Below are 24,247 nucleotides of genomic sequence, written 5' to 3'. Positions count from 1 at the left end.
TATATGAAAACGGCAAACATCAAATATTTTATTTTACTCGGCTTGGTGCTAGCCGTCGGAGGAGTTCTCTCTATGAGAAATACACATAAAGACAAAACATTGAGAGTGGCCTTTCCAGTCAAACTGAAGGCCACAGCATATGAGCCAACTAATATCAATCTCGACTACGAGTACATTTTTTTAGAAAATATGTTTTCTCCGCTTGTCGAAATTTCGAAGGATGGCTCTATTGAGCCCGGAGTCGCAGAAAAAGTTGATTGGGTTGGCGACGAGTTAAAACTTACGATCAGAAAAAGTTTAAAAACCATTTCGGGCGCACCTATCACTCCGAGCGATGTGGTTTTCTCGCTTAAAAGACTGCTCGTTTTATCTGGAAATACTCACGGCAATTTCAAAGACATCGTATGCCCTGGCATTGAACTAAAAACTGTTGAAGATCCTTGTCCTGGTATCAGACAAGATAACGAGCACGTATTTTTAAGTGCCAAAGGAAGAAAGTCATTTTTATTGCCGATGCTGGGTGCGATTGATTTTGCAATCATTCCGCAATCAAGTGTTGATCCAAAAACTTTGAAGATCATCAACTATGCCGAAACAAGTGGTCCCTATTCAGTGGCTGAAGATGACGGAAACGGAAATATTAGTCTTCAATTGAATAAGCATCACTACTTTGCGACAAATGATGTTCCCGAACAAATAATTCTTGTTCCGACAGATTCAGCAACAAAAGGTGCAAGCCTAGTAGCTCTGAAGGAAGGACGCGTAGACCATCTAACCACTGTTGATGCGTCGAAAGCAGATGAACTGATCGCCTTTGCCGCAAAGAATTCAGATTTCGAAAGTCATGTCACTATGAAGATTCGAAGCCTTTTTATTGTTTTCACTGAGCGCGGGCAAAAAGAACTTTCTCCTGCGGAACGCCGTTTTATTGGCGAGAGAATGAAAGTAGCATTTTCAAGTATTTTTCCGAATGTCCCAGGCTTCGAGCAGCGGGCTGAATTCTTCCCGAGTCTTGGCGAAGGCGGTTTGACAGTCGAACAACAGGAACGTCTTCAAAAAGTTCGCACGCAAACACTCGTGGCTCCTAAAAAACATTTTAAACTCGGCGTCATCAAGCGAGGAGCGATTCAAGAATGGGTTTCTGCGATTAATAAAGAATTGCCTGAAGCCGACTGCTACCAAGAAACCAACGTGCCTGACTTTAAAAAGTACGACAAAGAAAATGACATTCCCCACGCGTGGGTTGCGACAACTGACACTGGTTTCATGGAAGACATCAGTCTGATTTCCTATTCTTTGAACGCTGGACTGTTGGGGTTGAAAAAGTCCGAACGGACCGCGTGGTTAGCTGATTACATGGCAACTGACGATAAGGCTTTGCGAATTCATAAGTTAAAGGATCTGCATTTTCACGCTTTATCTGAACCAGCAATTATTCCTTTGATCGCGTCGCCTTATGCTGCGCTAGTAAGAAAACCTTGGAAAATGGAATTATCTGAACTCTATGCGAATAATCAGTTATGGCGAATAAAACTTCGTTAGCCGCTTGGCTCTATTCGAATCGTCAGGCACTGAACCCCAGATTTAAGGAGTTCAGTTGGCCGGAAAGATTTCTTTCTGGTCTGTTTGATTTTTCAACCGTCGTAACATGGAATGGTATTGAGGCCGAAGGGCGGGGTGTTGATGCGCGCCGAGATATCGCTTTAGAAAAATCAGTCGCAGAAGCAATCGAAAGACTCATCTGTAAAAATTTTGGATTTGATTCAGTTGGCTTTGCAGCAGCGGCTACTATTGATCCGATGCCTCATGCACGATTTGAAGCGCTCGAAAGATTTTATCTCGAAAAACATATTCAAACTCATACGCCATTTCAAAAACTCACAGCAAACTGTGAGTTGGCCGAAAAGTTTCGGAATCAAAATTCAAATTCAGAAGTTTCATTTTATCGAATGGCGACTCCTGATGATATTTTTGGAGTCGTTTGTTCAATTGAATCAGTTCCAAGCCAAAAGCGGTCGTTGGGATTTGCACTTTCAGATTCCTTAGATAATTGCCTGCGTAGATCATTACTTGAGGCCCTGCCTAATTTTGCTTGGCTTATCGAGAAGGACGCTAACATTGAAATTGTTGAACCGACTACCCCATGGCACATCGACTCTAATTTTTTAGAGAAGATTGTTCCCCTTCTAGAAAAAAAAGAAAACTACGGCGAACAAATTGGTGCGTTTCAAATTCCAATTTTAAAAAATGTCGAAGTTTTTCATTCGCTGATAATAATCTTAAAAGATGCGCCGCTGAGAACTTCAAGATTTGTTTTGCAAGCCCAGGGGGAAGTTCAGTGAACCAAACTCCTGCACAGCGGATAAAGCAATTTGAAAAAAGACAGTACGTCATTTCGGCGTTGGGCTTATTGATTTTTTGCGGATTGTCCGTTGTGCTAAACGCGCTTCATGTTCAATCCGTCGCCGAAGAAACAACGCGTTTTCTTTCAAGGATGGTCAAGCTAGACGACTTTCGAGAGGCAAGTCTGATCTTACAAGAAGCGCGCCTAGCTAATTTTGAAAAGATTCACTACCAGTCTGAGCAACCTGGCCGCTCATTTGTTTTACCACCGAAAGCTGAGGTTTTTAGCGACACTGGATTTCTGAGGTCACTTACCACGGACTCGATAACCGTCCCGGTCGAGGTCAGTTTATCTTCAATTTCATCTGATAAAATCACTTTTGAGTTTGATCGCTTTAGCTTGGTTCCCTACGCGTTTTATTTGTGGCTTATCTTAAATCTTGTTTCGATTCCGCAAACTCAGTTTATGAAGCGACGGCTAAGTGAGCAGTTTAGGAAAGACCTCGAAGTAGAAAAGCAGCTCGTTAAAAGCGAAGTAGCACAGCAGGTTCGCCACAATCTTCGAACTCCGCTTGCGGCATTGATGCGGATACCAAAAAAATTGCCGGACTCAGTTTCAAAGGATCGGGAATTACTGGAACTGACCATTGGACAAATTCGCGAATTGATTTCGAAGCTCGACGACAGACCTGATGAAAAATTATCTGATCAGTTTGTAACTGACATCTATAGCACCCTTACTCAATCACGAAGAGAGCTGAATCTCTACGTTGCAAAAACCGTACAGCTTCAATTTGATATCGACGATATGATCTCGTCGGCGCTGGTGGCTCATGTCCCATTTGAACTTCGCGCTGTCCTCGGAAACTTAATAACGAATTCAATTGAAGCCCTGGGGGCTGATGGCCGAATCCTAGTTCGCGCAAAAGATAACGGTGGCGAAATCGAAATCAGTGTTTCTGATACTGGAAAAGGAGTTGCCTCCGAGAATTTGCATCGCATTTTTGAAAAGAATTTTTCATCTGGTAAGCCAAATGGATCTGGAATCGGTCTTTCACATGCGAAAGAACACATTGATGACTGGGGTGGATCGGTTCTCGCAGAATCTGTACTTGGGGTCGGTACATCCATTACGATTCGGTTGCCAGTAAAAGATCGTGCAGCCTGGTATGTTCCTCGGTTGAAGTTCAATTCAAAATCTAAGATCTATGTACTTGATGACCAAGAAGCCGGGCGTGAGCTCTGGAGGCTTAAGTTGGATGAGTCCAAGCTTTTGCCGCAAACGAATTTTGCTGCTGACGGCAAGGGGTTGGGTTCGCTCAGTCAGGAAGTTCTGACCAATCCCGAAGACTTCACATTGCTTTTCGATTACGACCTTGGCAGCGGCGAAAATGGACTCAGCATGCTTGAGAAAATGCCCGCAGGTGCCGCGCGCTGCCTAGTTACAGGCAACTTTGACAATGATGAAATTCGAAATGCGTGTTCTCGTTTGGGCGTTCTTCTCGTGCCCAAAAGCCAAATTTCTGAAATTCCGTTTGTAGTTCGCTAGTCACGCCTCCATAAAACGTAAAAGTCAGGATGAACCTCACGGGCGTAATAATCTGATTTCAACTTGGTATGACAGTTTCTATGAAGCAATGGCACTCAGAAGTATTCGATTTTCCACATGATGCAGAATTTCTCATTGGTATCAGTGCAGCACGCTGCGCAATATAATTTAGTGCAGTTTGCACATGGTAATTGCACACTAAATATATGTGCGATAGATACCAATCAGGATCGAAAAGGAACAAGCTGATGAAACCCGTGGATACTCGAAGCATATTAAAAAAGTTGCGTGCTGACGACGAGCACAGTGAATCTGCGAATATTACTTTCCGGCTTCCCAAAGAATTGTTGGCCGAATTCAAGTCTGCTTGTGAAAAAGAAAACGTTAAGCCAAATGCCGTAGCCTTGGAGCTAATCAAGCAGTTTGTCGAAGGAATAAAAAGGTAAACGCATGAAAGATTTCAAGCTAAGGCCGCTAAGTATCATTCTAAAAATGCATTCGCTTAGAGAGCTAAAGGCAATTTATAGCGAAGTTTTCAGCGAAAGCCCTTCGTCTGAACTATCACATCTTCAACTCGTAAAAGAAATTTCGGGCCAAACGACACTTTCGGAGTTGGTTGGAATTTGGGATTCCAAACTCTACGCACACAACACAACATTGAAGCTGTATCAAGCTATCAATCTCAAGAATGAAAATAAAATTGAAAGTGGCATTAAAAAAATTAAATCGCATTTCAACGACGAAGCTTGGGCACAGCTTTTCGATGAGGGGTATGCGCCGAACAAACTTCCCAATGAAGGCCGACTTCTTCATATTTCTAAATTGGGAAACAAATATTATTTTCTTTTCGTGTATCCGGGGCGTGCCAAAGAGGTCATCGAGGAACTTAGTGTTCGCCACTTAATACAACCACTCTTCGTTATTGCAGTCTGGGATAACGATGAGTCTACTTTGCAGCTACGAGGACAAGAACGTGCTCAATTGGTTGCGGCAAAGTTTGAAAACTATCTTAATTCTGAAAAAGAACCGGTTGGGTTAAGTCATTTGTATATCAAAGACAAAGATGCATTTGATGAATACAAAAAGGCTTTGGACGGACGAGGTATGCGCGGCAAGGTCACGAATCCTGATCAGGAAGTCGCCGAGCTGACGCTGGTTGCCAGTCCGGATACCGAACTGATGGACACGAAAAAGTATAAAGATTTGATCGACGAGGATTACACGCTTAATAGCGCCGGTATTGATTTTGAATATGATGGTCAAACATATACCGTCTGGATCGGTTTCAAGACGGGAACGTTCTGGATTCGTGCCGGGGATGTTACTGAAGAGTTAATCAGTTACGCCCAGGAAAAACTTTTGGAAGTATTAGAAAAATGATGCAAGCGAAGCGGCAAAAAATTCTCGAATACATTTCGACTCATGAGAGATTTTCGCCCTCTTCTCTTTCGATACGGTTTGCTGTGGAACTCAAAACCGCAGTCCTTCTCTGTGAGGAATTTGCATCTACACATGAGGATGTTCAAAAATGGTTTACAATCATTTGTCCTACCTGTGAGAGTATTGTGACGGGTATTTCTTCAGACAAAATCGCCTCTTTGAAGTCTGCGGCCTGTGAACATTGTGGAACTTCTTTTGATATTCAAGAGCAGAATCTTTTCGCGTTCTACAAGAAGATTAAAAAAAAAGAACCGACGAGCGCATCCATCAAAAATAACATTGATGCACAAGTGTATCATCAGTCTGAGACTTCAGATAATATGCAGCCGACTCCCTTTGGAATTCTAAACAGCCTCAACAAACAACCAGACAGAAAGTTTTTTGAAAACGTAGCTTCTTATGTATGGCATATCTCTGATTTGCACATGAACGTTGAATTCAATCCATTTGGAGCGGGTCATTGCAACATTCTAAGGAAAAAGTTTTTAGACATTTTAAAAAAACGGGGTGTTTGTCTACAGAATGACATCTTGATTGTGTCTGGTGACTGCACTGACAATGGCAGCGTAGCCAACACGGAAGAGTTTCAAAAGTTTCTTGGCGAACTAAAAAATTGTGGGTTCAAAGAGGAGAATATTTTATTTATTCCTGGGAACCATGATGCATGGACTGGGTCTTCGCGTCCCTTACTGGCGGCAAAGAGCTATTTGAATCCACTCCGAAGCGAATCTCGTCTTTTGCAGACGTTTCAGACCTATCCAAAGAGAAAACTTCCAGTGTGTTTTGAACAGTTTGAAAACAGTCCCGTTTCTATTGTGAGTCGGCAGATGAACGGCTGCGATGTGGAATTTATTTTGATCAATTCCTCGATTCCGCAGGAGATGGCGAAGGGTGTGTTTCCTGTTGTGATCCCTTCATTCCTACAATCTGATTCAGTCCGAATTGGGGTTATGCACCATCACTTGATAGACGACATTTCCCGGACTTCTTTGGACTCCGATCACTTCACAAAAATTCAGGCAATGAGGGTATTAAATTCGTTCAAGGCTTTTGATTTCATTTTCTCGAACGATATTTCTATATCGCTCCATGGTCATAAGCACTTGCAGTATTATAAACAAGAAGGTCAGGTAGATGTTCCAAGTAAATCGGTTCACCTTATTGCTGCCCCTTCTTTGATGGAATCTGACTACGACAAAAATAACGGTCAAATCAAGAATATGAATCTCATTGGTTTCAATGTTCTGATCCCAGCAAAGAAAAATTTCGAGTTTTATTTCTACCGGCTAGAAAAGTGGGAGTATGTTTTAGTCCACCACGGCAAGCCCGCATACTGAGCCAGCATGCCATTCCAGACCTACACTTTAATGAATCCTCTCATTGATAATGAGTGTTTAGCCTTCATGAACGGTCGAACCAATTATCGGAAATAATTGCGCAAAACTGCCCTGCAGCCCTCTAAGCAAGATTGGCCATTTCAGGTTGTCAGAATTGATCAAAGCCAATTACCGTGACTATCAAATCTAAGCTTTTACACAAAAAGTAAGAACCCAAATATCTTTCGCGTCGTCACCATTTGCGATTTCTCATCTGAAGTGAGCAAAGCGCCATGGCGGAAGTCCGCCACCATAGAGATATTCATCAACTTAAAGAAATCACTTAGTAATTCAAAATCACGGGTGGCGGACCATCGCCACCCTTAGAATTTCAATCGTAAAAGTACAAATTCAACTTCATCACACAAATCAGCAACTTACTTATCTGGCACACGCCTTCGGCGGGTCTGCGTTCTGTTTTGCTTTATAGAACGGCAGGAAGTCGTCGCGAGAACGCCTTCTATTAACTCGAAACTAAGGAGGTGCATCTATGAATGCCAAAAAAATCAAAAACAAGACGACCACGGAGATCAATAGCGATCTGAAAATGGCTCTACCTGTGGCAGCGAAACCGTCATCGGTTTGGCTGCGACTGAAGAGCGCGGTTACAGCGCCAGATATGACTCTTGAGGAATGGGAGCGAATCGAGACAAAACGAACTCCTTCATCGCACAGCTCAAATCAGTGGAGGAATTTCTAATGTCTAGAACACTAAAAGATAAAAAAGAAATTTATCGAAACGAATCGGAGTTGGTCCATATCAAACGTCAAGAGCCATTGCTTACTCGCAGATTTCTTAATTTCAAAAAATCGGGACCGCCAGTTGACGGCGATGTGTGTCCAGAGTGCGGCGGACTCACCGATTTTCAGAGCGGTTATCTGACTTGCTGCGAATGCGGGTGGACTGAAGACGTTGTAGAAATGTTCGAAATGGAAAGGTTCTCAGCATGAACGACAACTCAAATTTTCCATTCAGCAATGTCATCCCAATTCGTAAGTCCGACAGCTTCGGCGTCTATGTCGGCGAGGTCACATCGAGCGGCGAAATTATTGAAGGTGAAAGCGTTGGAATCGCCTTTCTAAAACAGGGATCTAAAAAGTTTCGACTGAAACTATTTTTGTTTCCGAGCCATCAGTATTTTGTCGTGCCCGACGAAAAAGACGACACGAAATATATCGTCTTAAGCCTTGAAGAATACCAGTTGCCTTCTGGTGAAAACCGCACGAGTTGGAATCGAATCGGCGAAGGGCGGCTTGTCGGTAGCTTCATCGCGCTCAGAGTGCAGCTTCTTCCGGAAAATATCTTCTTATGCCTTTTTCCAGACAAGGGCGAAGCCAAAGAGGACTCCATTGCAATCTAACTTTAAAAAAGGAGGTGATCTTATGAAGAATAAAAAACTGTTTCTAACTTTTGCGGCGCTTTTGTTGGCACTTGTGCTTGTTCCAGAGCTTGGCTTCGCCAGTGTTGAATCTTCGCTTGTTGGAATACAAACCAAACTCACGCGCGTAATTCTGCCAACTCTTTCGATTATCGGGATTGCTTGGGCGGCATTTTCACTGATGAGCGGTAACGAGAGAGCTAAACAACACATGTGGTACGCCATTCTTGGCTCCATCATTGGGTTCGGGGCTCAGGCCATCGTCGATTTCATTTCGCAGACGGTGCGCTAATGAGTGACGACAATCTTCTAACTTCCTCTGTGCCCAGAACACTGGAGACAAAAAATAAAATTCTGGGACTAGAACTTTCTGACGTGCTCGTTTTGCTTTTGAATCTATCGGTCCAAAATTTAATTTTTGGATCAACTTCTTTAAAAATTCCGATGGTGTTTGGCACCAGCGTATTTCTAGCTGGGATTCTATTCTTTTTCAAAAAAGGAAAACCAGATCAATTTCTTCAGCACTTTTTCGAGCATCTGATTTCGCCAACAGTATCGTCTGCCAATAGCCCAGACAAAAAGTATCGACGCTTCGGAAGCGACGGTGCCAAGTGAGCGAAGCACATTCTTTGTGCGAAAGTTTACCGTTCTGGGAATTTGAACCAAAACCAATCCCTCATGCAATTCTTTGGGATGGATCAATCTCATCCGGGTTTGAACTGCTGCCGCTTGATATTGAGTGTTTTGATGAATCCCGCATTAACCAGTTGACCCTTGGTCTTCGGGCTTTTGCGAATTCATTGCCCGAGGGCACAACTTCGCAGTTTATGGTCAAAATCGAGTCTGACGTTGAGGACGTCATTCAAAAGCACACGGCGCTTGTTACGACACCAAATGATTTTCTAAAACGGCTTGATCAAAAGCGCGCTGAAAACTTGGTTGATCAAGTAAAGGCTGGATTTCTATTCAGGCCTCGGCTTCTTTATTTTCTAAAAACCGAAGGCGCTGAACGGCCCGGTGTCTTTTCGCTTACACAAACAAAAAAGTTTGCCGCCGATTTTGAAAAAGGATTCGAGGATCGCCTTCAGACTCTTAGCCAGGCTTTAGAAAATGCAAAATCAACTTTGGCATCGCTTGGTTTTGTTGCGCACGACTGCTCAAAAGAAGATTTAGTTCAAATTCAGTACGAACATCTTAATCCCAGCCGAGCAGAGGTTGTGACCGCTCCGAATATTTGTATTCGCACGGCTGACATTGACGATCCGTCACCGAGGGAGCAGCTAGTCTTTGGCGATCTCGTGCTCGATCAAGAGGATTTTAATCTTGATGGTCTGAAAACACGAGTCATCACCCTTAAAACACTGCCTGAAATGACTTACGCAGGAATGATGAGCGGTTTTTTGGCCCTGCCGTTTAAGTACGAACTTCTCTTTTCGATGAAGATTCCAGATCAAGCCAAAGAAATAAAAAGTTTAGAGCAGAAGCGGCGTATGGCGCACTCCCTTTCAAGTTCATCAAGCAATCGTGTTTCAGATTTGGAAAGCGAAACAAGGCTTTCGCAGACGACAGACTTAATTCGCGAAATCATCGAAACGGGCCAAAGAATTTTTCAAGCCGAGCTTCTGATTATTTTGCGTGAAGCCGCAACGAAAGACGGCGAGCGCAGAATCAATCTGCATACAAAAGAGATTCTATCGAAGTTCAAAACTTTGAGCGGCTCCGAGGGAACTCAAGAAACTGTCGGAAGCTGGAAGATTTTTAGATCCAATCTCCCACTAGCGCCAATGTCGCTAGTTCGAGCGAAGCGGATGAAGACAAATAATCTTGTCGATTTCTTTCCGCTTTATGGTGCATCGATGGGTGACGAGAACCCAGTGTGCTTGCTTAAGACAAGACTTGGAACTTTGTATTCATTCAATCCGTACTCGTCTCGCTTGAGCAATTTTAATTCGCTGGTCACGGGGTCCAGTGGCTCAGGTAAAAGTTTTGCGAATAATTTTTTGATGCTTCAGCAGATTGCGCGTGGAACTCGCGTGTATGTGATCGACATCGGCGGATCTTACAAAAAGATGACTGAAGTACTGGATGGTCAATACTTCGAGATCAATCTTTCTGGTCAGTACGTTTTAAATCCGTTCGAGCTGAAAGATCCAAGTGTGGAGCCCTCGGGCGACAGGCTAAAGGGCCTTGTCAGTATCGTCGAGCAGATGGTTGTCGATCAAGGCGAAAAGCTTTCGCGGTTTGATCGGGTCCAACTTGAAGCGGCACTAACAAGTGTATTCTTAAAAGCCCGGAGCGGGCCTTCACCGCGCTCGCCCATGCTTTCAGATCTGGCGAAGCATTGTCTAGCAGATTCCGATGATTCGCTCAAACGGATCGGAAAGCTTCTTTTCCCGTGGATCGGTGGGACTCCCTACGGAAAGCTTCTCGACGGCGTTGGTAAAATTGAGGCCGACCGAACCATTGTGGCTTTTGATCTGAAGGGGCTATCTCAGTATCCCGATTTGCAGTCGGTCATGATCTTGATTCTGACGAACTTTATCTTAGAGCAGATCGAGTCTGACCGAACAGTCCCTAAGCGCGTGCTTCTTGACGAGGCGTGGGAACTTTTAAAAAGTCCAGCGGCCAGTCAATTCATGGAGTACGCAGCTAGAACTTTTAGAAAAACTGGTAGCGGCATTACTTTCATCACACAAGGTGTTGAAGAAATCATCGCAAGTGGCATGGGGCCTGCGATTCTGAATAATACCGCAACAAAGCTCATCATGCTTCAAAAGGGTGACACCAAAGTTTTACGTGACGCTTTGAAACTGAACACGCAGGAACTCAGGCTTATCCAAAGTGTTGAACAGCGAAAAGGTGTTTTTAGTGAAGGTTTCTTGATGGAGGGCGAAAGCCGTCAGGTCATCAGAATTCAACCATCACCGCTTGAGTATTGGATTTCGACTTCAGATTCCAGAGACAACCAATTTTTAGAAAAATTGAAACTCGATGGGCTTTCGCTTGAGGCGGCACTTTTCAAAGCGGCCGAGCTTGCACCCTTCGGTGTTTCCTCAATGAAGGAGGTGGCCGCATGAAAAAACGAATTTTGACGATTTTAGTTTCAGCTCTTTTATTGCTGAGTCCGAAGCCTGCGAAGGCAGATTTGTTTGGCGGCGATGTTTTGGTCTTAACCCAGATTTTAGCCCAGGCCATTCAGACAGTCATCACACTTAAAAGTGTTCTTGAAAATGGAAAGGACTCACTTGATCTATTGCGTGACATCAATGCTGGCGTCAGGAGCGGACTCGATCTCATTCGAATCGTGAATCCTAATTTCAATCCCGGCGTGTACGGAAATCTGAATGACGCAGACTCTGTTCTGCGGGCGCTTCAGGCCGTTTACGGCACCATTCCGCAAGGCATGGACGAAGACCTGATGAAGTCACAGGATCAAAGCGTCGCTGAAGTCATTTCGATGAATCGAAATCTCTACGACTATGCTGATCAAGTGGACCGTGAAAAAGAAAAAATTCTTTTTCACGCGCAGGTCGTAAGCCCTCAAGGAGCAGGAAAACTTCAGAACCAGGCGCTTGGTGTTTTAATTGGTGTGACCACTCAGCTTTTGCGGACACAAAGTCAGATGCTAAAGATCATGGCCCAGAATATGGCCTACGATAATCGTAAGGAAAAGCTCGCGACACAGAACTTTCAAGAAAACTACCAAGGGCTTTCGCGCGGTTTCGATGGACTCCCGAAAAAAACTGATCTGCCTCGGCTTGGAGGTGGCAAGTGATTCCGCATCTTGAGGTTCTTGGTACGCTTGTCCGCGATCTTTATCAGGGTTTGAGTCAGCTTTTTTATGTGATGCTCCCGCTTGCGATTTTATTCTCGGTGGTTTTTGGGTACTTAAAATCGGGTGATGCAAATTACCCTGACGTCATTAAGCGAAGCTTTGTTGCGGCCCTGTTACTTGCATCGTTTCCGGAAGTTTCAAATATTATTTTGGATATTTGTGACGGTATTGCGCTGAAGATCGACAATATGTCGGGGCTTGAGACGTTTATGAGAATGGCCCAAGAGAAATCCCACAGCTACGCAACGGCAAAGAATGTTTTGCTACTAAAATTTGACGATCTTTTTATGGCCGTTTTAAGTTTTGGAAGCTTCATCATTTTGTATTTCGCAAGATACATCACTGTGGCACTTTACTATTTCTATTGGGTGCTGTTGTCGATTTGCGCGCCCCTGATGATTCTTTGCTACATCTTCCCAAGGACAGCAGGCATCACGGCGAATCTTTATCGAGGGCTTATAGAAGTCGCGTGCTGGAAGATTATTTGGGCCGTCATGTCGGCGATGTTGGCTTCGATTTCATTCGGGGACATCTACAAGACTGATGGCAGCTACCTCACGCTGATTATCATGAATTTCGTGATCGCGATTGCGATGCTTTTAACGCCTATGATTATGCGTTCGCTCATCGGCGAAGGCGTTCAAGCGACAGCTCAGACAATCGGAACAACGGCAGCCGTTGCGATGGCTGGTTTGCCAGCGAAGATGATGGCGGTCAAGCAAGTCACCAGACAAGAGCTCTCATATATGAAGTCCTATGCCGGCCAAAAACTACAGAACATTCAAAATAAATTTAACGGACCCAAAGGGTCCTAAAGGAGGTGCATTATGAATAAAAAAATGACGTTGCAATTAAGTGGCTATCCAAAAGCTATGCGTGAGTTCGCCGAAGAAAATCTAAATATCAAATTCCTCTGCGGAGCACTGCTTGGTCTTTTGTTTTTGATGCTCATGCTCGTTCTGTATCTCGTGAAAAAAGGTCCGACAGTGATCGCGCTTGATAACACTGGATCAATTGCGAGAATTGAATCAAAAATCACAGACATTCAGATCGAATCAGCCATCAAAGAATATATCGGCTACCGATATTCTTGGGACGAGAAAACGATTTCTAATGAAATCGGTAAGGCAAAGTTCTTTGTACTTCCGAGTCTAGTTTCTGCATTTGAGAAATCCATGGCCGACACTATGAAGTTTGTTCGAGAAAAGAAAGTTCGACAGCGAGTTTACCCAAAATCTGTATCTGTAGACTTGAAGGAAAAAAAGGTCACTGTTCTTGCTGACAGAATCACAGAGTTCGACAACTTAAAAGCTGCCACAGAAATGCGGCTGACTTTTCAATTTTCGACTGACGACCGTACTCTCGTAAATCCTTGGGGCGTTTATATTACCAAAGAGACGGAAGAGGCCGCACGATGAGTAAGATCATTTCGGCACTTGTCGTTCTAATTTTGTTTGCGTCTTCAGCCCATGCCCAAGTTCGCAAAGTGACGGTCAAAAGTGATGACATTTTGACTGTCAAAACTGCACTCGGGATTGCCACGATCATTCAACTTCCTGAAACGATTGGCTCTGCCATCATTGGCGATCAATCAGGGTTCAAAGTCGAATATCTTGATCGTGCCGTTACGATCAAGCCTCTTCGCTGGGGAGTGAAAACGAATTTGTATCTGGTCACCGAAAAGCGACGATACAACATTCGATTGCTTACTCTTCCGCAAGCGTCTGCGGACTACATCGTTTACGTCAAGGCTCCTGATCCGGCGCAGACCGCGACAAAATGGGTCAGTCTTGGGAAGTCTGAGGAAATCGACGGTACAAGGCTGACCATTCGAAAAATTGGATTTTCTGAGAGCGGCTTTATTTTGATTGATGCGACACTCTCTTTGAAATCGTCAAAAGATTTAGTCTTAAAGCCGGAAGCTGTTTGGATCAAGCAAGGCACCGATTCAAAAGTCATCAACGGTCTTTTTTTATCGACTACAAAATTATCACGAGAAAAATCGATTTTGATTGGGATCTCGCTTGCGAAGTCGGATCTCAAATCTAAAAAACCTGTGACCGTTGAGATTCATCTGGAAAAAAAGGTTTCAGTAACACTGTCTGAGGATATTTTATGGAAGTAAAGCAACGAGCGCAGGGTATCTTCCAGAAAGTAAAATCTAGTGTTTCAAAATTCCGTCAAAACTTTGTCGAGAAAAATGAATTCAGCCAAAAAGTTGAACTTAAATTCAAAACTTTCAAAGTTATCGGATTGATCGGCATTCTGGTTTTTGTCGGCGTCGTTTTTTTGATGCCGACGGATATCCCGGTTGAGTTCACGGAAAAAATTGATCGGCCTGAACCTGGCACAAGTGAGGATAAAACCGGCGCCGATCCCAATCAAGCCAGCAGTTCAGCTCAAGGGCTCTGGGGTTCACCAAAGATGCCAACGGCTCACGGCGGTGACGCTTCACAGGTGAATCACAATACTTCGATGTTCATTGGCTCCAAGGGTGGCAACGCAAAAACAGAACTTCGCGCCGGAATTAGGCTTCCACTTCGTATTTTAGATAAAGTTATCGTGTCGCAGGATTCTGTCCCGATCTTAGCTGAACTGATTTTAGATTCGCAGACGGACTCAGGGTTGAATCTTGTGGCTGGTACTAGGTTTTATGGTGAAGCAAGTTTTCAAAAAGGATCGGACCGCGCAACGATTCGCTTTACGCAGATTTCTTTACCCAGCGGACAAATCAGAAAAGTTTCAGCTCTTGCTTTAAGTAAAGATGGTCAGCCCGGAGTTCCAGGCCGAGTTTTTTCAGACGGAATGAAAAATACCGCAGGCCAAGTCCTCACGACATTTGTTGGGGGACTTGCCGCAGGAAGTATGGAAACCGATATCTTGGGCCGCTCTAAAGGCGGAATTGAAAACGGTTTACTTGGTGCGGTTGCCGCCACTGCGCAGTCAAGAGCGCAAAACTACGGTGAAAAACTAAAAACAGAACGCGAGTGGATTGAACTCACCCCCGGCGTCGAATGTGACGCTGTGTTGAGTGCTGCGCTTAAACTACAAGAAGGAGGTGATACTTATGAGTGAAGATAAAAAATCAGAAATGACAGACCGAGGATTTATATTTCTAGTAACGATGGCCACTCTTTTTGTTGGCTGGTTAAAATTCAAGCCGGAGATCGTCGCCTGCTATATTAAATTTCGCTACGCCATCGCATTCGGTATCACTGTCGGCATTCTTGCGGTTTACGTTAAGGTCAAAAACAAGATACTCGCGAATTTCAAAGATGCCGATATCGAAAACGAAGTTATTGGCCCTTGCAAGAACGAAGATTCAGTCTTTGCTGGTATTACGCCAAAAGGTAAATCAGTTCATATCAAGCAGTCACACAGACGGATGCACACTCAGGTTGTCGGCACTACAAACGCCGGCAAAACTGAGTCGGTCATTGTCCCTTGGGCTGTTGACGACATTAAAAAGGGCCGAGGCCTACTAATCATTGACGGAAAATCTGATCGTAGCCTTCTTGATAAGCTTTACGCCTATGCAAAAAGGCATCATCGAGAGGGTGACTTTCGGATTCTGTCACTTTGCAACGTGGACATCAGTCATACATTCAATCCATTTACTAATGGCTCAGTGCTTGAAGTAGCGGAGCGTGTATTTGCGGCGCTGAACTTCGAAAATGAATATTTCAAAAGTATTCAGTACGACGCCTTTCTTCATTGCCTGCTTTTACTGGAAGACGCCAAGGTGAAGCCGACTCCGTTCCGAGTCATCGAATGCCTGAAACATGAAAAGCATTTGGCGAACCTTGCAAGTCAATCGACGGATTCAAATCTTCAGGCATGGGCCAAAGATTTCCTAAGCCTCAAGCGTGAAGACCGCGAGCAACGAACAAGCGGCCTTGTCGCACAACTTCAAAGTTTCGCAGTCGGTGAAACGGCAACGCTTTTCAATAGCGAAAATTCGGACATTGATTTGGAGCGCGCTCTTGAAAACGGTGAAATCATTTACTGTCAGTTGCCAGCTCTTAAAATTCCGACGCTTGGTAAAGCCACGGGAAAAATTATTCTCCAGTGTCTTCAGAGTGCCGTATCTTCAAGACACTTAGGAAGATCAGAGCACAACAATTTTTTCTCAGTCTACTTGGACGATTTTACTGAGTATCTGACCCCGAGTTTTGTGACGCTGCTTAATAAATCCAGAAGCGCGAATGTCGCGATTGTTTTCGCCCATCAAGCGTTAGGCGATCTTGAGGAGCTTGGCGCGGGAGTCAAAAATACGATTCTGACCAACTCAAATTTGAAGGTCTTTATGAGGACCAATGAGCCCGAATCGGCCGAGTATTTCTCGTCAGTCATCGGAACAATTCAGACGACCAAAGTTACCGAACGACAAAAAGATGGTTTCATGGGGGCTACTAAAACCGGCGACGGCTCTGTCAGGGAAGCCGAAGAGTTCAAGTTTCATCCGAATCTTTTTAAGCAAGATCTTGGCGTGGGAGAGGCGATTATGGTTTTGCCACACGCAAACGGAAGCCTTCCCGTTCGGATTAAATTCAAACGAAGCTTTGATCTCGATAAGCCAGTGATCCCGAAACTTAAGAAATCAGCTCCGGCCGGAATGCCTACATTTACAGATGTAAAACAAAGAAATGAGCAGACCGAAGCCGTCAATGAGCTGTTAACAAAAGCAGCTCACCAACAAAAGGAGGCAGCATGAAAATTATATTTTTGGCACTTGTCGTTGCGTTGTCAGGGTGTACCCACTTGCCGAAGTGCGGAAATCCTGAAGGCTCAGGTGTTGTATTGGCTGGTAAAGACACCTGCCAAGTTCGTATCCGTCAGGTGACTGTCGGTTCCGATTTGAAAATACCTGAAAGTCTTAAAAATTCAAATCTGTCACAGTTCACGCTTGAATGGGTCGAACCAGACTTGAAAGGCGGTCGTATCGAACTCGGCCATTTTGTTTTGGTTCAAAGTTCTCAGACAAAGGATTCCAAGTGAGGCAGATGAACGATCAAATTACTAAGGAGGCTTTGGAGTTTGCAGCGCGCTGGGGATTTCTCACGAAAGACTTATTCTACGATTTTATTTGTCGAATGAGTCCGACACAAAACTACCGCTATTGGCGTTCGCTAACTGAAGACGGGCTTTTTGTGCGGTCCCAGGCTTCAGAAAATGTTCTGCTCTTAGGCCATAAGAGCCGTAGAAAAATATTCGGTGAAACTGCGCGCCCTTCCAGATTGCCAGCATACATTGACCATGATTCGGTTGCGGCCCGATTTCTGATGACGTTACAGCAGACCGGACTCGTTAGCCGCTACTGGCTTGAAAACGATCTAATGAGTAATCCGCTGGACACATATGACATTCTTGGATCAGCACGCGTTCACCGAATACCAGATGTTGTTTTTGAGCTTAAAACATCAACTGGCGTGATTCGCTGCGCTTATGAGGTTGAGAAAACCACGAAGACGCAAAGCCGCTATTCGAAAATTGGTCTAGCGTATCTGGACTATTCAAAAATTAATTTGATCCTTTTTGCCTGCGGCAGTCTTGCAACGGAGGTTGCCGTCAGTCGTGGGTTTCAAGGCAAAGCCTTTGCCGATGCGAACCGGGTTCCCGGTATCTTTCAATACCCAGATTTCACGGCACTGGGACTTAAAACGAGAATTCGGTTCGGCACGCGTGAGTATTCGATTCAGATTTTTTTAGAAGTCGTCACAAAGCAGATCGTCGCAGCGGGAAGTTCTAAAAGAACTCTAAATGAAAAAGCCATTTCATTTAGAAACTCAGCAGAAAGCGAGGCCGTATGAAAAAAATCGAAGAGAAATCAAAGACATGGGACCCACCCAACTCCTCCCCCTTGAGCAGTAGCTCTTCCTGTCCACCCCCACCCAACGAGTAGTTGGTTGAAGGTGGACAGGAACCAGGGGGAGGAGTTGGGTGGGAATACAGATTAGATAATAATAATTAAAATAGGAGGTGGAGGTATGAAGGAAAATAAAGAACAGGAAACAAAAACAAATAAAGATGAAAACAATGAGACAGGAAAATTCATACGGATTTCGATTGAGGCAGATGAAGCGTTGTCTTCGTTGCATAAGAGCATCAATGGAAACGCCGATGCCGTTAAAATCACAAAAGTGATGCTTGCTAGCTACGTTCTTGAAAAGCATTGCCCAAGCTTTAGTGATGAGGACACTAAAACTTTGTATATGCGAAATGTTTCCGAAGTGGATCTTTTACGGGTTGCCTATAAGCGAGCTATGGATTCGGGCCTCATTCCAGATAACTTGCGGGAAATACTCTTTGCAAACGCAGGCTTAACTCCTGGCTCCAAAAAGGTTAAAAAGCCTAGACAGCCCAACGGTAGCAATGCTACCATTGACGAATCGGAGGCAAGTTGAAACCTCAAGAGTTTAAGAAAATTCGAGAGTCTTTTGGCTTAACGCAAAGTGAGTTGGCAGAGTGTTTGGGGTTGACCCAGAAAACTGTCAGCCAATACGAAATGGGTTTTCGCGTGCCTGGACCGACGGTGCAGGTTGTGATGAAAACCCTTGATAGAGTTAAGCCAAATCAGTTCAAAACCCTTCTTGAGCTTATGAAGGAAGTTGCGGACGAACTGAAGGCGGCCAAATCTAAACGGAACCTGCGTTGAGCAGGCGTAGGAAAAAGAAGGAATCAAAAACGATGACTCAGTTGCCTCCAATCACTGTCGAATATGTAGCAGACGAGTCGCTGAACTCACGTCGCCGCAACGAGGAAATTGTTGAGATTCTTTATCAAATGATGCTTCATCAGCCAAAACGGGGGCGACCTCGCAAGATGGAGAGTTGGGAGGATTCAGATGCCGCATAAAATTGGAGCGTACATTCGAGTGAGTACGGAAGAACAAGCTGCGGCTGTCGAAGGTTCCCTCGACAACCAACGATACCGCTTGAAAGCTTATGTTGATTCCAAAAATATCCAGGAAAAATCATGGGGTAAGATTGTCGATTTTTATGTCGATGATGGCTTTTCTGCGAAAGACACGAATAGACCAGCTTACCAAAGAATGATGCTAGATCTGAAAAGTAAGAAGATCGACTTGATCTTGGTGCCTGACTTATCTCGCTTATCTCGTAACTTGCTCGACTTTTGTGGATTACTTAGTTTTCTTGAGAAGCATAAGTCCGGATTTCTTTCCATCAAAGAACAATTCGATACGAGTACTTCAATTGGTCGCATGATGGTTTATCAAATTATCACCTTGGCTCAATTTGAACGAGAGCAAACCTCTGAGCGCGTTGCGCTTGGTGCTCACGCCCGTGGAATGCGTGGGTTGCTTAATGGTGGTCGTCCGATATTGGGTTTTGATAAAGATCCAACTAAGCCAGGTATTTACGTTGTGAATCCGAGTGAGGCAAAAGTAGCTCGTAGAATTTTCGAACTGTATCTAGAACAAGGATCAAGATCTCGCACAATTCAGAAATTGAATGAACTTGGAATTCAACCAAAGTGTGTCCCGACTTTAAAGGGAAATACACACCAACGGCATTGGACTGTTGAAAATCTTGGATACCTTCTTAGTAACGCCACCTACAACGGACAGCACGAGGTTAACAAGCGTCGTAAGGCCCTAGATCAGGAATCATTGAAGTCCCATCATCGTTATCAAGTGGTTAAGGCTCCTTGGCCAGCAATTGTATCGGATGATTTATTCAACAAGGTTCAAGAGCAACTTGAAACTGGGAAATCTATTGAGCGCACGAGACTTCAGGGATCAAGCCCACGCCTTTATATCCTGTCAGGTATTTTTAAATGCGCCGAGTGCGGTGAGGCCCTCGTAGGACAGTCTTATCACGGGTCTAATGCTGTCTTTAGATACTATGGGCATACAACTAAAGGTTCTAAAAATGGATGTAAGGTTCAGCGTGTATCCGCTGATGTAATTGAGAGTGCGGTCATTAAATATTTGCGCGACAGCCTTGTTGATTCCGCTCACCTCAAAAAGTTGCAAGAAAAGCTGAATGTCCTCACGGCTAAATCGTCAACTGACTATTCAGAACAAAAAGAGAGTATAAAAAAAGAACTTTCTCTTATTGAGCAAGAGGCGACCAACATCTTTAGGATGCAGGGACAAGGCAACTTTGGTTCCGATGTTTTGAAAATGATGTCTGAACGACTTGAAGTGATAGCAAAGCAAAAAAATCAATACATTGAAACTTTGAAAATGTTTGAGTCTATGCAAAACGATGTTGTGGATGCTTCGGAATCAGCTCATTTTATTCGCTCGACTATTGTTGATTTTGAAAAGGGTTTTGATAAGGCCCCGATGGGTCTGAAGAAAAGATTGGTGCGTAACACTCTTAAGCAAGTTGTGTTGGCTCACGATAAATTGGCGTTTTGGTTTTTCACTAATCCTGATGAAAAAGGGTCGGAAGGCCGCAAGCTCAAATTAGTTCGAGATGAACAAAGCGAAGTCGGTGTTTCTCTGGTTTCTGGGGATAATTTCGGGACTTCTAATCTATCGGTCCATCGTTTGGATATTGGTAAGTTTGGTGATCGCGGCACGACTCGAACGTGCGACCTATTGCTTAGAAGGCAATTGCTCTATCCAACTGAGCTACGCGACCTGGAATAAAAATTAAAGAATAGATATGCCCTAGGAGACTAAATTTGGCAATAAGAATCGGTTTTTATTAATATTTTTTTGAAGACTTGAACCGATGGCGGTTCCAACAAGAACAATCTGCCAAATACCTAAAATCCATATTAAAAATAGGGGGATAGCGGCGAGACCACCATAGAACTTGTTCATATAGAAGGCTTCTTTAGCTAACCAGGTAAAAGAATTTTGTAAAATAATAATTCCCGATGTTGCGAAAAAAGCCGAAAAAATAGCAACTCGTTTTAATACTTTCTCTGCAGGAAAAATGAGATAAATTAAAAAAAGAATCAGAAATAATGCGACGCCATCGGCGCTGGAGGAGTAGTGTTTTACAAAGGGTTTAACGAGAGCTAAGGATCTGAACCCTACATAGACAGCTAAAAAAGTGGGAAATAGTAAAATTGAAAACCACACGACGAAAAATTTTTTATAAAGAGGTCGTTTCTGAGAAGATGTCCAAATTTTTTGGATTCCTAATTCCATATCACTAAACAATCGCCAAGAGGTGAACATCAAGGCAAAAAGGGCCGTAGAACCAAAAGTCTTGGCTTGGATTTTACCAAGGACAATCTTAACCCATTCTGTCGCTTGACCACCAACAGCTTCTTTAAAATAGGATAAAATAAGACTTTCAATTTTGGGTGACAAATAATCCAACCCACCAATCGTTTTAAAAGTAACTAAGGTAAGAGCGAGAAAAGGGATCACGCTTAAAACAGAAGTAAAAGCCAGGGATCCTGCTATTAAATGAATATCGCCCTGACGAACTTTTTGAATGACATCTTTGATAACGGTTACAAATAGCAAAAATACCTCTTAAGAAATTTTAGAAAAAGAAAGAACGACAGGCAATACTTTATTTAAAGCTATTGGCCTTGCCTAAGGGCCCGTCTAGAAATGAACGAACATTTAATTCTAGACGGGCCCTAAAGTAGTGGAAAAAAGGAATCTCTTTTTAGGGGCTTTATTTTTTTTTATTTCGGCCGAGATTTTTGTAATGAAAATAGAAAAGATACCCTTTATTTTTGGAATTTTATTAAGTTTATTTTTTTTCTTCTTTACAAAAGTTTACTATGAATATCGTGAAACTCCTGACGACCTTAAGAAGCCTTCAGTTTTATTAGAATCATTTGCAGATTTAGATCTAAGATACAATGACCTAAAATATAAGATAGCGCCGTATTCTAATTCAAAGGCTCCGGTGGCTCTTGTTTCCATTGATGATGATTCCCTAACTGAAATTGGACGATGGCCTTGGAGTAGGGATTTGATTGCCGAGATGGTTGATAATATCATGAAAAATGATGCCGCTAGTTTGGCTTTTGATGTGATTTTTTCAGAGCCAGAAAAGAATAATCTGCAAGCAGATGAAAATCTTGGGAAGATAATAGAAAAATATTCAGATAGAATTATTCTTGGAACTTTTAGTGAAAACAGCATTAAAAACAGTCGAAAATTTCAAGATTATTGTTTTAATGAAGCTTTTAAATCTACTAAAGGTACAGAGTTGGTGAAACCGAATGCTATTTTGAGCATTGATGATTTAGATGATGTGCTCGAGGGCTATGCCTGGGGAGACCTCCTTCAACCTATATTTAATAATATCAAAAAAAGTCTAGAGCAGAGTAAGCTCCAAAACTATGGAAAAACGGATGTTTCAGATCTGCATCAGTTTCAAAAAAATGCTCTTGATCTTGAACAAAGCAAACAACTATTTGAATATTGTAAAAGTTGGCTGACAAAAGACGATTCCTATTTGTTTGGAAATGATTTAACGAAAGAAAGTAAAGAATTAGTTGTTAATAACTATAAATCCATTTTTAAGGATTTAAATCCTAAAGATATCGATGATCTGGTTGTAAAATTGGATCAAAAATCTCTATTTAATCCCATACCTCAGTATGGACTTTGGACTCCGAATATAGAAACGTTACAAACGAAAGCCCTCTACACAGCAAGCTTTGTGGCTAATCAAGATAGAGATGGTTACATACGGAGGTATCCACTTTTCTATCGTTCGGGTAATCGGTTAGGATTAAGCTATATTCCTTCTCTGGCATTGCAATCCTATTTGTTGGCTAAAAAGTACCGAGCTGAAGTATCTGTTGGAAAAAACGATCAAGGAACAGAAAAAAAAATATCTAGTTTCAATATTTTTGATTCTGAAAATGTATTGAAATACCAAATTCCAATAGATTCATCTGCTCGAACGATTATTAAATACTATGGTCCTCAAATGTCTTTGCCATATATACCAGCTAAAGAATTCTTTTCAAACTCAGAGACGATCAAAGTCTATCATCGGCAAATTGTTAATGGAAAGGCTTCAACTGAAACAGCCATCGAGATTGTAAACAAAAAAGAATTTTTAAAGGGAAGATCGCTAATCGTTGGAGCTACAGCCATTGGCGTTTATGACTTAAGAACGATACCTCTTGAAGCAAATTATCCTGGTCCAGAGGTTCATTTGACGATGTTGGCTAATTTATTTGATGAATCTTTTGTGAAATATTTTTCAGCTGAAGCCAAAATATTTCCCTATCTTACTTTGGGTATCGGTATTCTCTTTTCTTTTATATGGTCCCACTTAGGAGCCATAAGCTCCTTTGTAGCGTTAAATATATTAATCAGTCTGTTGCTCGCTGCGGATTATTATCTTTTTAAATCAAATCAAATAGTAATGTCGGGAATTCTCATCATCATGTTGTATTTATTTACGAGTAATATATTTATTACTTTTTACAAGTACTTCACCGAAGAAAAAAAGAAAAAGCAGCTAAAATCCACATTTTCAAAATATGTGTCTCCAGCCGTGGTGGATGAACTATTGAAATCCGATGAGAATTTGAAGCTGGGTGGTCGCAGACAACGGATGAGTGTTTTTTTCTCTGATGTGAGGGGTTTTACAACCATATCTGAAAAGCTAGCTCCTGAGGAATTATCAAGGGTTTTAAACTTATATTTAACTCCAATGACTGAAATTGTATTTAAAAATAGTGGGACATTAGATAAATATATTGGGGATGCGGTCATGGCTTTTTTTGGAGCGCCTATTTTTGATAAAAACCATGCGGTTCAAGCATGTCGTTGCGCTTTAGAAAGCATTGTTAAACTTAAAGAATTGCAAAAGGAATTTGCTGCACAGAATTTACCGCATATTGATATTGGTATCGGGATCAATACAGGTGAAATGAGTGTGGGGAATATGGGAAGTAATATCGTTCAAAATTACACCGTTATGGGGGATTCAGTGAATCTTGCCTCCAGACTCGAAGGAATTACCAAGGAGTACGGGGTGAGGATTGTTATCAGTGAAACAACTTACAACGATGTCAAGGATCAATTCATCGCTAGAGAGATCGATAAAGTGAAAGTAAAAGGAAAAAATTTACCTGTATCGATTTTTGAACTCATATGTGAAAAACAAAACAAATCTGCAAAGATTCATGATTTGAACGAATACAGATATTTAAAATATTTTGAAGAGGCCTATCAAAGTTATCTCAAAAAAGATTTCACTAAGGCAATTTCTTCATTTAATGAAGTTATAAAGATTCTGCCAGAGGACAAAGTATCAAAACTGTATCTTCATCGCTGTGAAGATTTTCTTGCCAATCCCCCAGAAGAAAACTGGGACGGAGTGTTTACCATGAAAACGAAATAGGGTTTGCCTCATCA

Annotated in this window: 24 protein-coding genes, 1 tRNA gene and 2 pseudogenes; 25 read left to right on the top strand and 2 right to left on the bottom strand. The window is 42.8% G+C overall.

Features of this window, described 5'->3' with window-relative positions:
* Positions 1 to 3 precede the first annotated feature (3 nt).
* The 24 genes and pseudogenes from J0M15_10015 (at position 4) to J0M15_09900 (ending at position 19,876) form a co-directional block, all read left to right on the top strand.
* On the top strand, positions 4 to 1,542 hold the full coding sequence (locus J0M15_10015; GenBank protein ID MBN8537376.1) for a hypothetical protein: 1,539 nt from the start codon (positions 4 to 6) through the stop codon (positions 1,540 to 1,542).
* The gene (locus J0M15_10010; protein ID MBN8537375.1) at positions 1,521 to 2,342 is read left to right on the top strand and encodes a hypothetical protein; all 822 of its coding nucleotides are present in this window, start codon (positions 1,521 to 1,523) and stop codon (positions 2,340 to 2,342) included. The genes J0M15_10015 and J0M15_10010 overlap by 22 nt, the downstream gene beginning before the upstream one ends.
* Positions 2,339 to 3,892, top strand: a complete 1,554-nt coding sequence (locus tag J0M15_10005) for a HAMP domain-containing histidine kinase (GenBank protein MBN8537374.1) — start codon at positions 2,339 to 2,341, stop codon at positions 3,890 to 3,892. The genes J0M15_10010 and J0M15_10005 overlap by 4 nt, the downstream gene beginning before the upstream one ends.
* Before the next feature lie 248 nt (positions 3,893 to 4,140).
* Entirely contained in the window at positions 4,141 to 4,338 is a 198-nt protein-coding gene (locus tag J0M15_10000) for a hypothetical protein (GenBank protein ID MBN8537373.1), read from the top strand.
* A 4-nt stretch (positions 4,339 to 4,342) separates the two neighbouring features.
* A complete protein-coding gene (locus J0M15_09995; GenBank protein ID MBN8537372.1) occupies positions 4,343 to 5,272 on the top strand; it encodes a hypothetical protein in 930 nt (309 codons plus the stop codon).
* A complete protein-coding gene (locus J0M15_09990; GenBank protein ID MBN8537371.1) occupies positions 5,269 to 6,669 on the top strand; it encodes a metallophosphoesterase in 1,401 nt (466 codons plus the stop codon). The genes J0M15_09995 and J0M15_09990 overlap by 4 nt, the downstream gene beginning before the upstream one ends.
* A 529-nt stretch (positions 6,670 to 7,198) precedes the next feature.
* Complete coding sequence (locus tag J0M15_09985; protein MBN8537370.1) at positions 7,199 to 7,408, top strand: hypothetical protein; 210 nt, start codon at positions 7,199 to 7,201, stop codon at positions 7,406 to 7,408.
* The gene (locus J0M15_09980; protein ID MBN8537369.1) at positions 7,408 to 7,659 is read left to right on the top strand and encodes a hypothetical protein; all 252 of its coding nucleotides are present in this window, start codon (positions 7,408 to 7,410) and stop codon (positions 7,657 to 7,659) included. Before J0M15_09985 ends, J0M15_09980 begins: the two co-directional genes overlap by 1 nt.
* The gene (locus J0M15_09975; GenBank protein ID MBN8537368.1) at positions 7,656 to 8,069 is read left to right on the top strand and encodes a hypothetical protein; all 414 of its coding nucleotides are present in this window, start codon (positions 7,656 to 7,658) and stop codon (positions 8,067 to 8,069) included. The genes J0M15_09980 and J0M15_09975 overlap by 4 nt, the downstream gene beginning before the upstream one ends.
* 22 nt (positions 8,070 to 8,091) lie before the next feature.
* Positions 8,092 to 8,379: a TrbC/VirB2 family protein gene (locus J0M15_09970; GenBank protein ID MBN8537367.1), complete on the top strand. Its 288-nt coding sequence runs from the start codon at positions 8,092 to 8,094 to the stop codon at positions 8,377 to 8,379.
* The gene (locus tag J0M15_09965; GenBank protein MBN8537366.1) at positions 8,379 to 8,702 is read left to right on the top strand and encodes a hypothetical protein; all 324 of its coding nucleotides are present in this window, start codon (positions 8,379 to 8,381) and stop codon (positions 8,700 to 8,702) included. The genes J0M15_09970 and J0M15_09965 overlap by 1 nt, the downstream gene beginning before the upstream one ends.
* A complete protein-coding gene (locus tag J0M15_09960) occupies positions 8,699 to 11,164 on the top strand; it encodes a TraC family protein (GenBank protein ID MBN8537365.1) in 2,466 nt (821 codons plus the stop codon). The genes J0M15_09965 and J0M15_09960 overlap by 4 nt, the downstream gene beginning before the upstream one ends.
* Positions 11,161 to 11,862: a hypothetical protein gene (locus J0M15_09955; protein MBN8537364.1), complete on the top strand. Its 702-nt coding sequence runs from the start codon at positions 11,161 to 11,163 to the stop codon at positions 11,860 to 11,862. The genes J0M15_09960 and J0M15_09955 overlap by 4 nt, the downstream gene beginning before the upstream one ends.
* Complete coding sequence (locus J0M15_09950; GenBank protein ID MBN8537363.1) at positions 11,859 to 12,737, top strand: hypothetical protein; 879 nt, start codon at positions 11,859 to 11,861, stop codon at positions 12,735 to 12,737. The genes J0M15_09955 and J0M15_09950 overlap by 4 nt, the downstream gene beginning before the upstream one ends.
* 12 nt (positions 12,738 to 12,749) lie before the next feature.
* The gene (locus tag J0M15_09945) at positions 12,750 to 13,340 is read left to right on the top strand and encodes a hypothetical protein (GenBank protein ID MBN8537362.1); all 591 of its coding nucleotides are present in this window, start codon (positions 12,750 to 12,752) and stop codon (positions 13,338 to 13,340) included.
* A complete protein-coding gene (locus J0M15_09940) occupies positions 13,337 to 14,047 on the top strand; it encodes a TrbG/VirB9 family P-type conjugative transfer protein (GenBank protein ID MBN8537361.1) in 711 nt (236 codons plus the stop codon). Before J0M15_09945 ends, J0M15_09940 begins: the two co-directional genes overlap by 4 nt.
* Entirely contained in the window at positions 14,038 to 14,997 is a 960-nt protein-coding gene (locus tag J0M15_09935; protein MBN8537360.1) for a hypothetical protein, read from the top strand. Before J0M15_09940 ends, J0M15_09935 begins: the two co-directional genes overlap by 10 nt.
* A complete protein-coding gene (locus tag J0M15_09930) occupies positions 14,990 to 16,636 on the top strand; it encodes a TraM recognition domain-containing protein (protein MBN8537359.1) in 1,647 nt (548 codons plus the stop codon). Before J0M15_09935 ends, J0M15_09930 begins: the two co-directional genes overlap by 8 nt.
* A complete protein-coding gene (locus tag J0M15_09925; GenBank protein ID MBN8537358.1) occupies positions 16,633 to 16,920 on the top strand; it encodes a hypothetical protein in 288 nt (95 codons plus the stop codon). Before J0M15_09930 ends, J0M15_09925 begins: the two co-directional genes overlap by 4 nt.
* A 5-nt stretch (positions 16,921 to 16,925) precedes the next feature.
* Positions 16,926 to 17,732 carry a hypothetical protein gene (locus tag J0M15_09920; protein MBN8537357.1) on the top strand — a complete coding sequence of 269 codons (807 nt, stop codon included), beginning with the start codon at positions 16,926 to 16,928 and terminating at the stop codon, positions 17,730 to 17,732.
* Positions 17,733 to 17,909: 177 nt separating this feature from the next.
* Entirely contained in the window at positions 17,910 to 18,326 is a 417-nt protein-coding gene (locus J0M15_09915) for a hypothetical protein (protein ID MBN8537356.1), read from the top strand.
* Positions 18,323 to 18,577, top strand: coding sequence for a helix-turn-helix domain-containing protein (locus J0M15_09910; protein ID MBN8537355.1), 255 nt, complete (start codon positions 18,323 to 18,325; stop codon positions 18,575 to 18,577). The genes J0M15_09915 and J0M15_09910 overlap by 4 nt, the downstream gene beginning before the upstream one ends.
* A gap of 189 nt (positions 18,578 to 18,766) precedes the next feature.
* Positions 18,767 to 19,228, top strand: a pseudogene (locus J0M15_09905) (recombinase family protein).
* A 324-nt stretch (positions 19,229 to 19,552) separates the two neighbouring features.
* Positions 19,553 to 19,876, top strand: a pseudogene (locus J0M15_09900) (recombinase zinc beta ribbon domain-containing protein).
* A 581-nt stretch (positions 19,877 to 20,457) separates the two neighbouring features.
* Here the strand turns inward: J0M15_09900 and J0M15_09895 are convergent.
* A tRNA-Arg gene (locus tag J0M15_09895) sits at positions 20,458 to 20,534 on the bottom strand.
* Positions 20,535 to 20,563: 29 nt separating this feature from the next.
* A complete protein-coding gene (locus tag J0M15_09890; protein ID MBN8537354.1) occupies positions 20,564 to 21,376 on the bottom strand; it encodes a YihY/virulence factor BrkB family protein in 813 nt (270 codons plus the stop codon).
* Positions 21,377 to 21,566: 190 nt separating this feature from the next.
* On the opposite strand from J0M15_09890, the gene J0M15_09885 reads away from it, so the two are divergent.
* Positions 21,567 to 24,233 (top strand): adenylate/guanylate cyclase domain-containing protein, encoded by a 2,667-nt coding sequence (locus J0M15_09885; GenBank protein MBN8537353.1) that lies wholly within the window; start codon positions 21,567 to 21,569, stop codon positions 24,231 to 24,233.
* The last annotated feature ends 14 nt before the right edge of the window (positions 24,234 to 24,247 follow it).

This window comes from Deltaproteobacteria bacterium (assembly GCA_017302835.1).
In the GTDB taxonomy this organism is placed as follows: domain Bacteria; phylum Bdellovibrionota; class Bdellovibrionia; order Bdellovibrionales; family Bdellovibrionaceae; genus UBA2316.
Note: the sequence above shows the minus strand (reverse complement) of the source record. Positions and strands in the feature narration are given on the sequence as shown.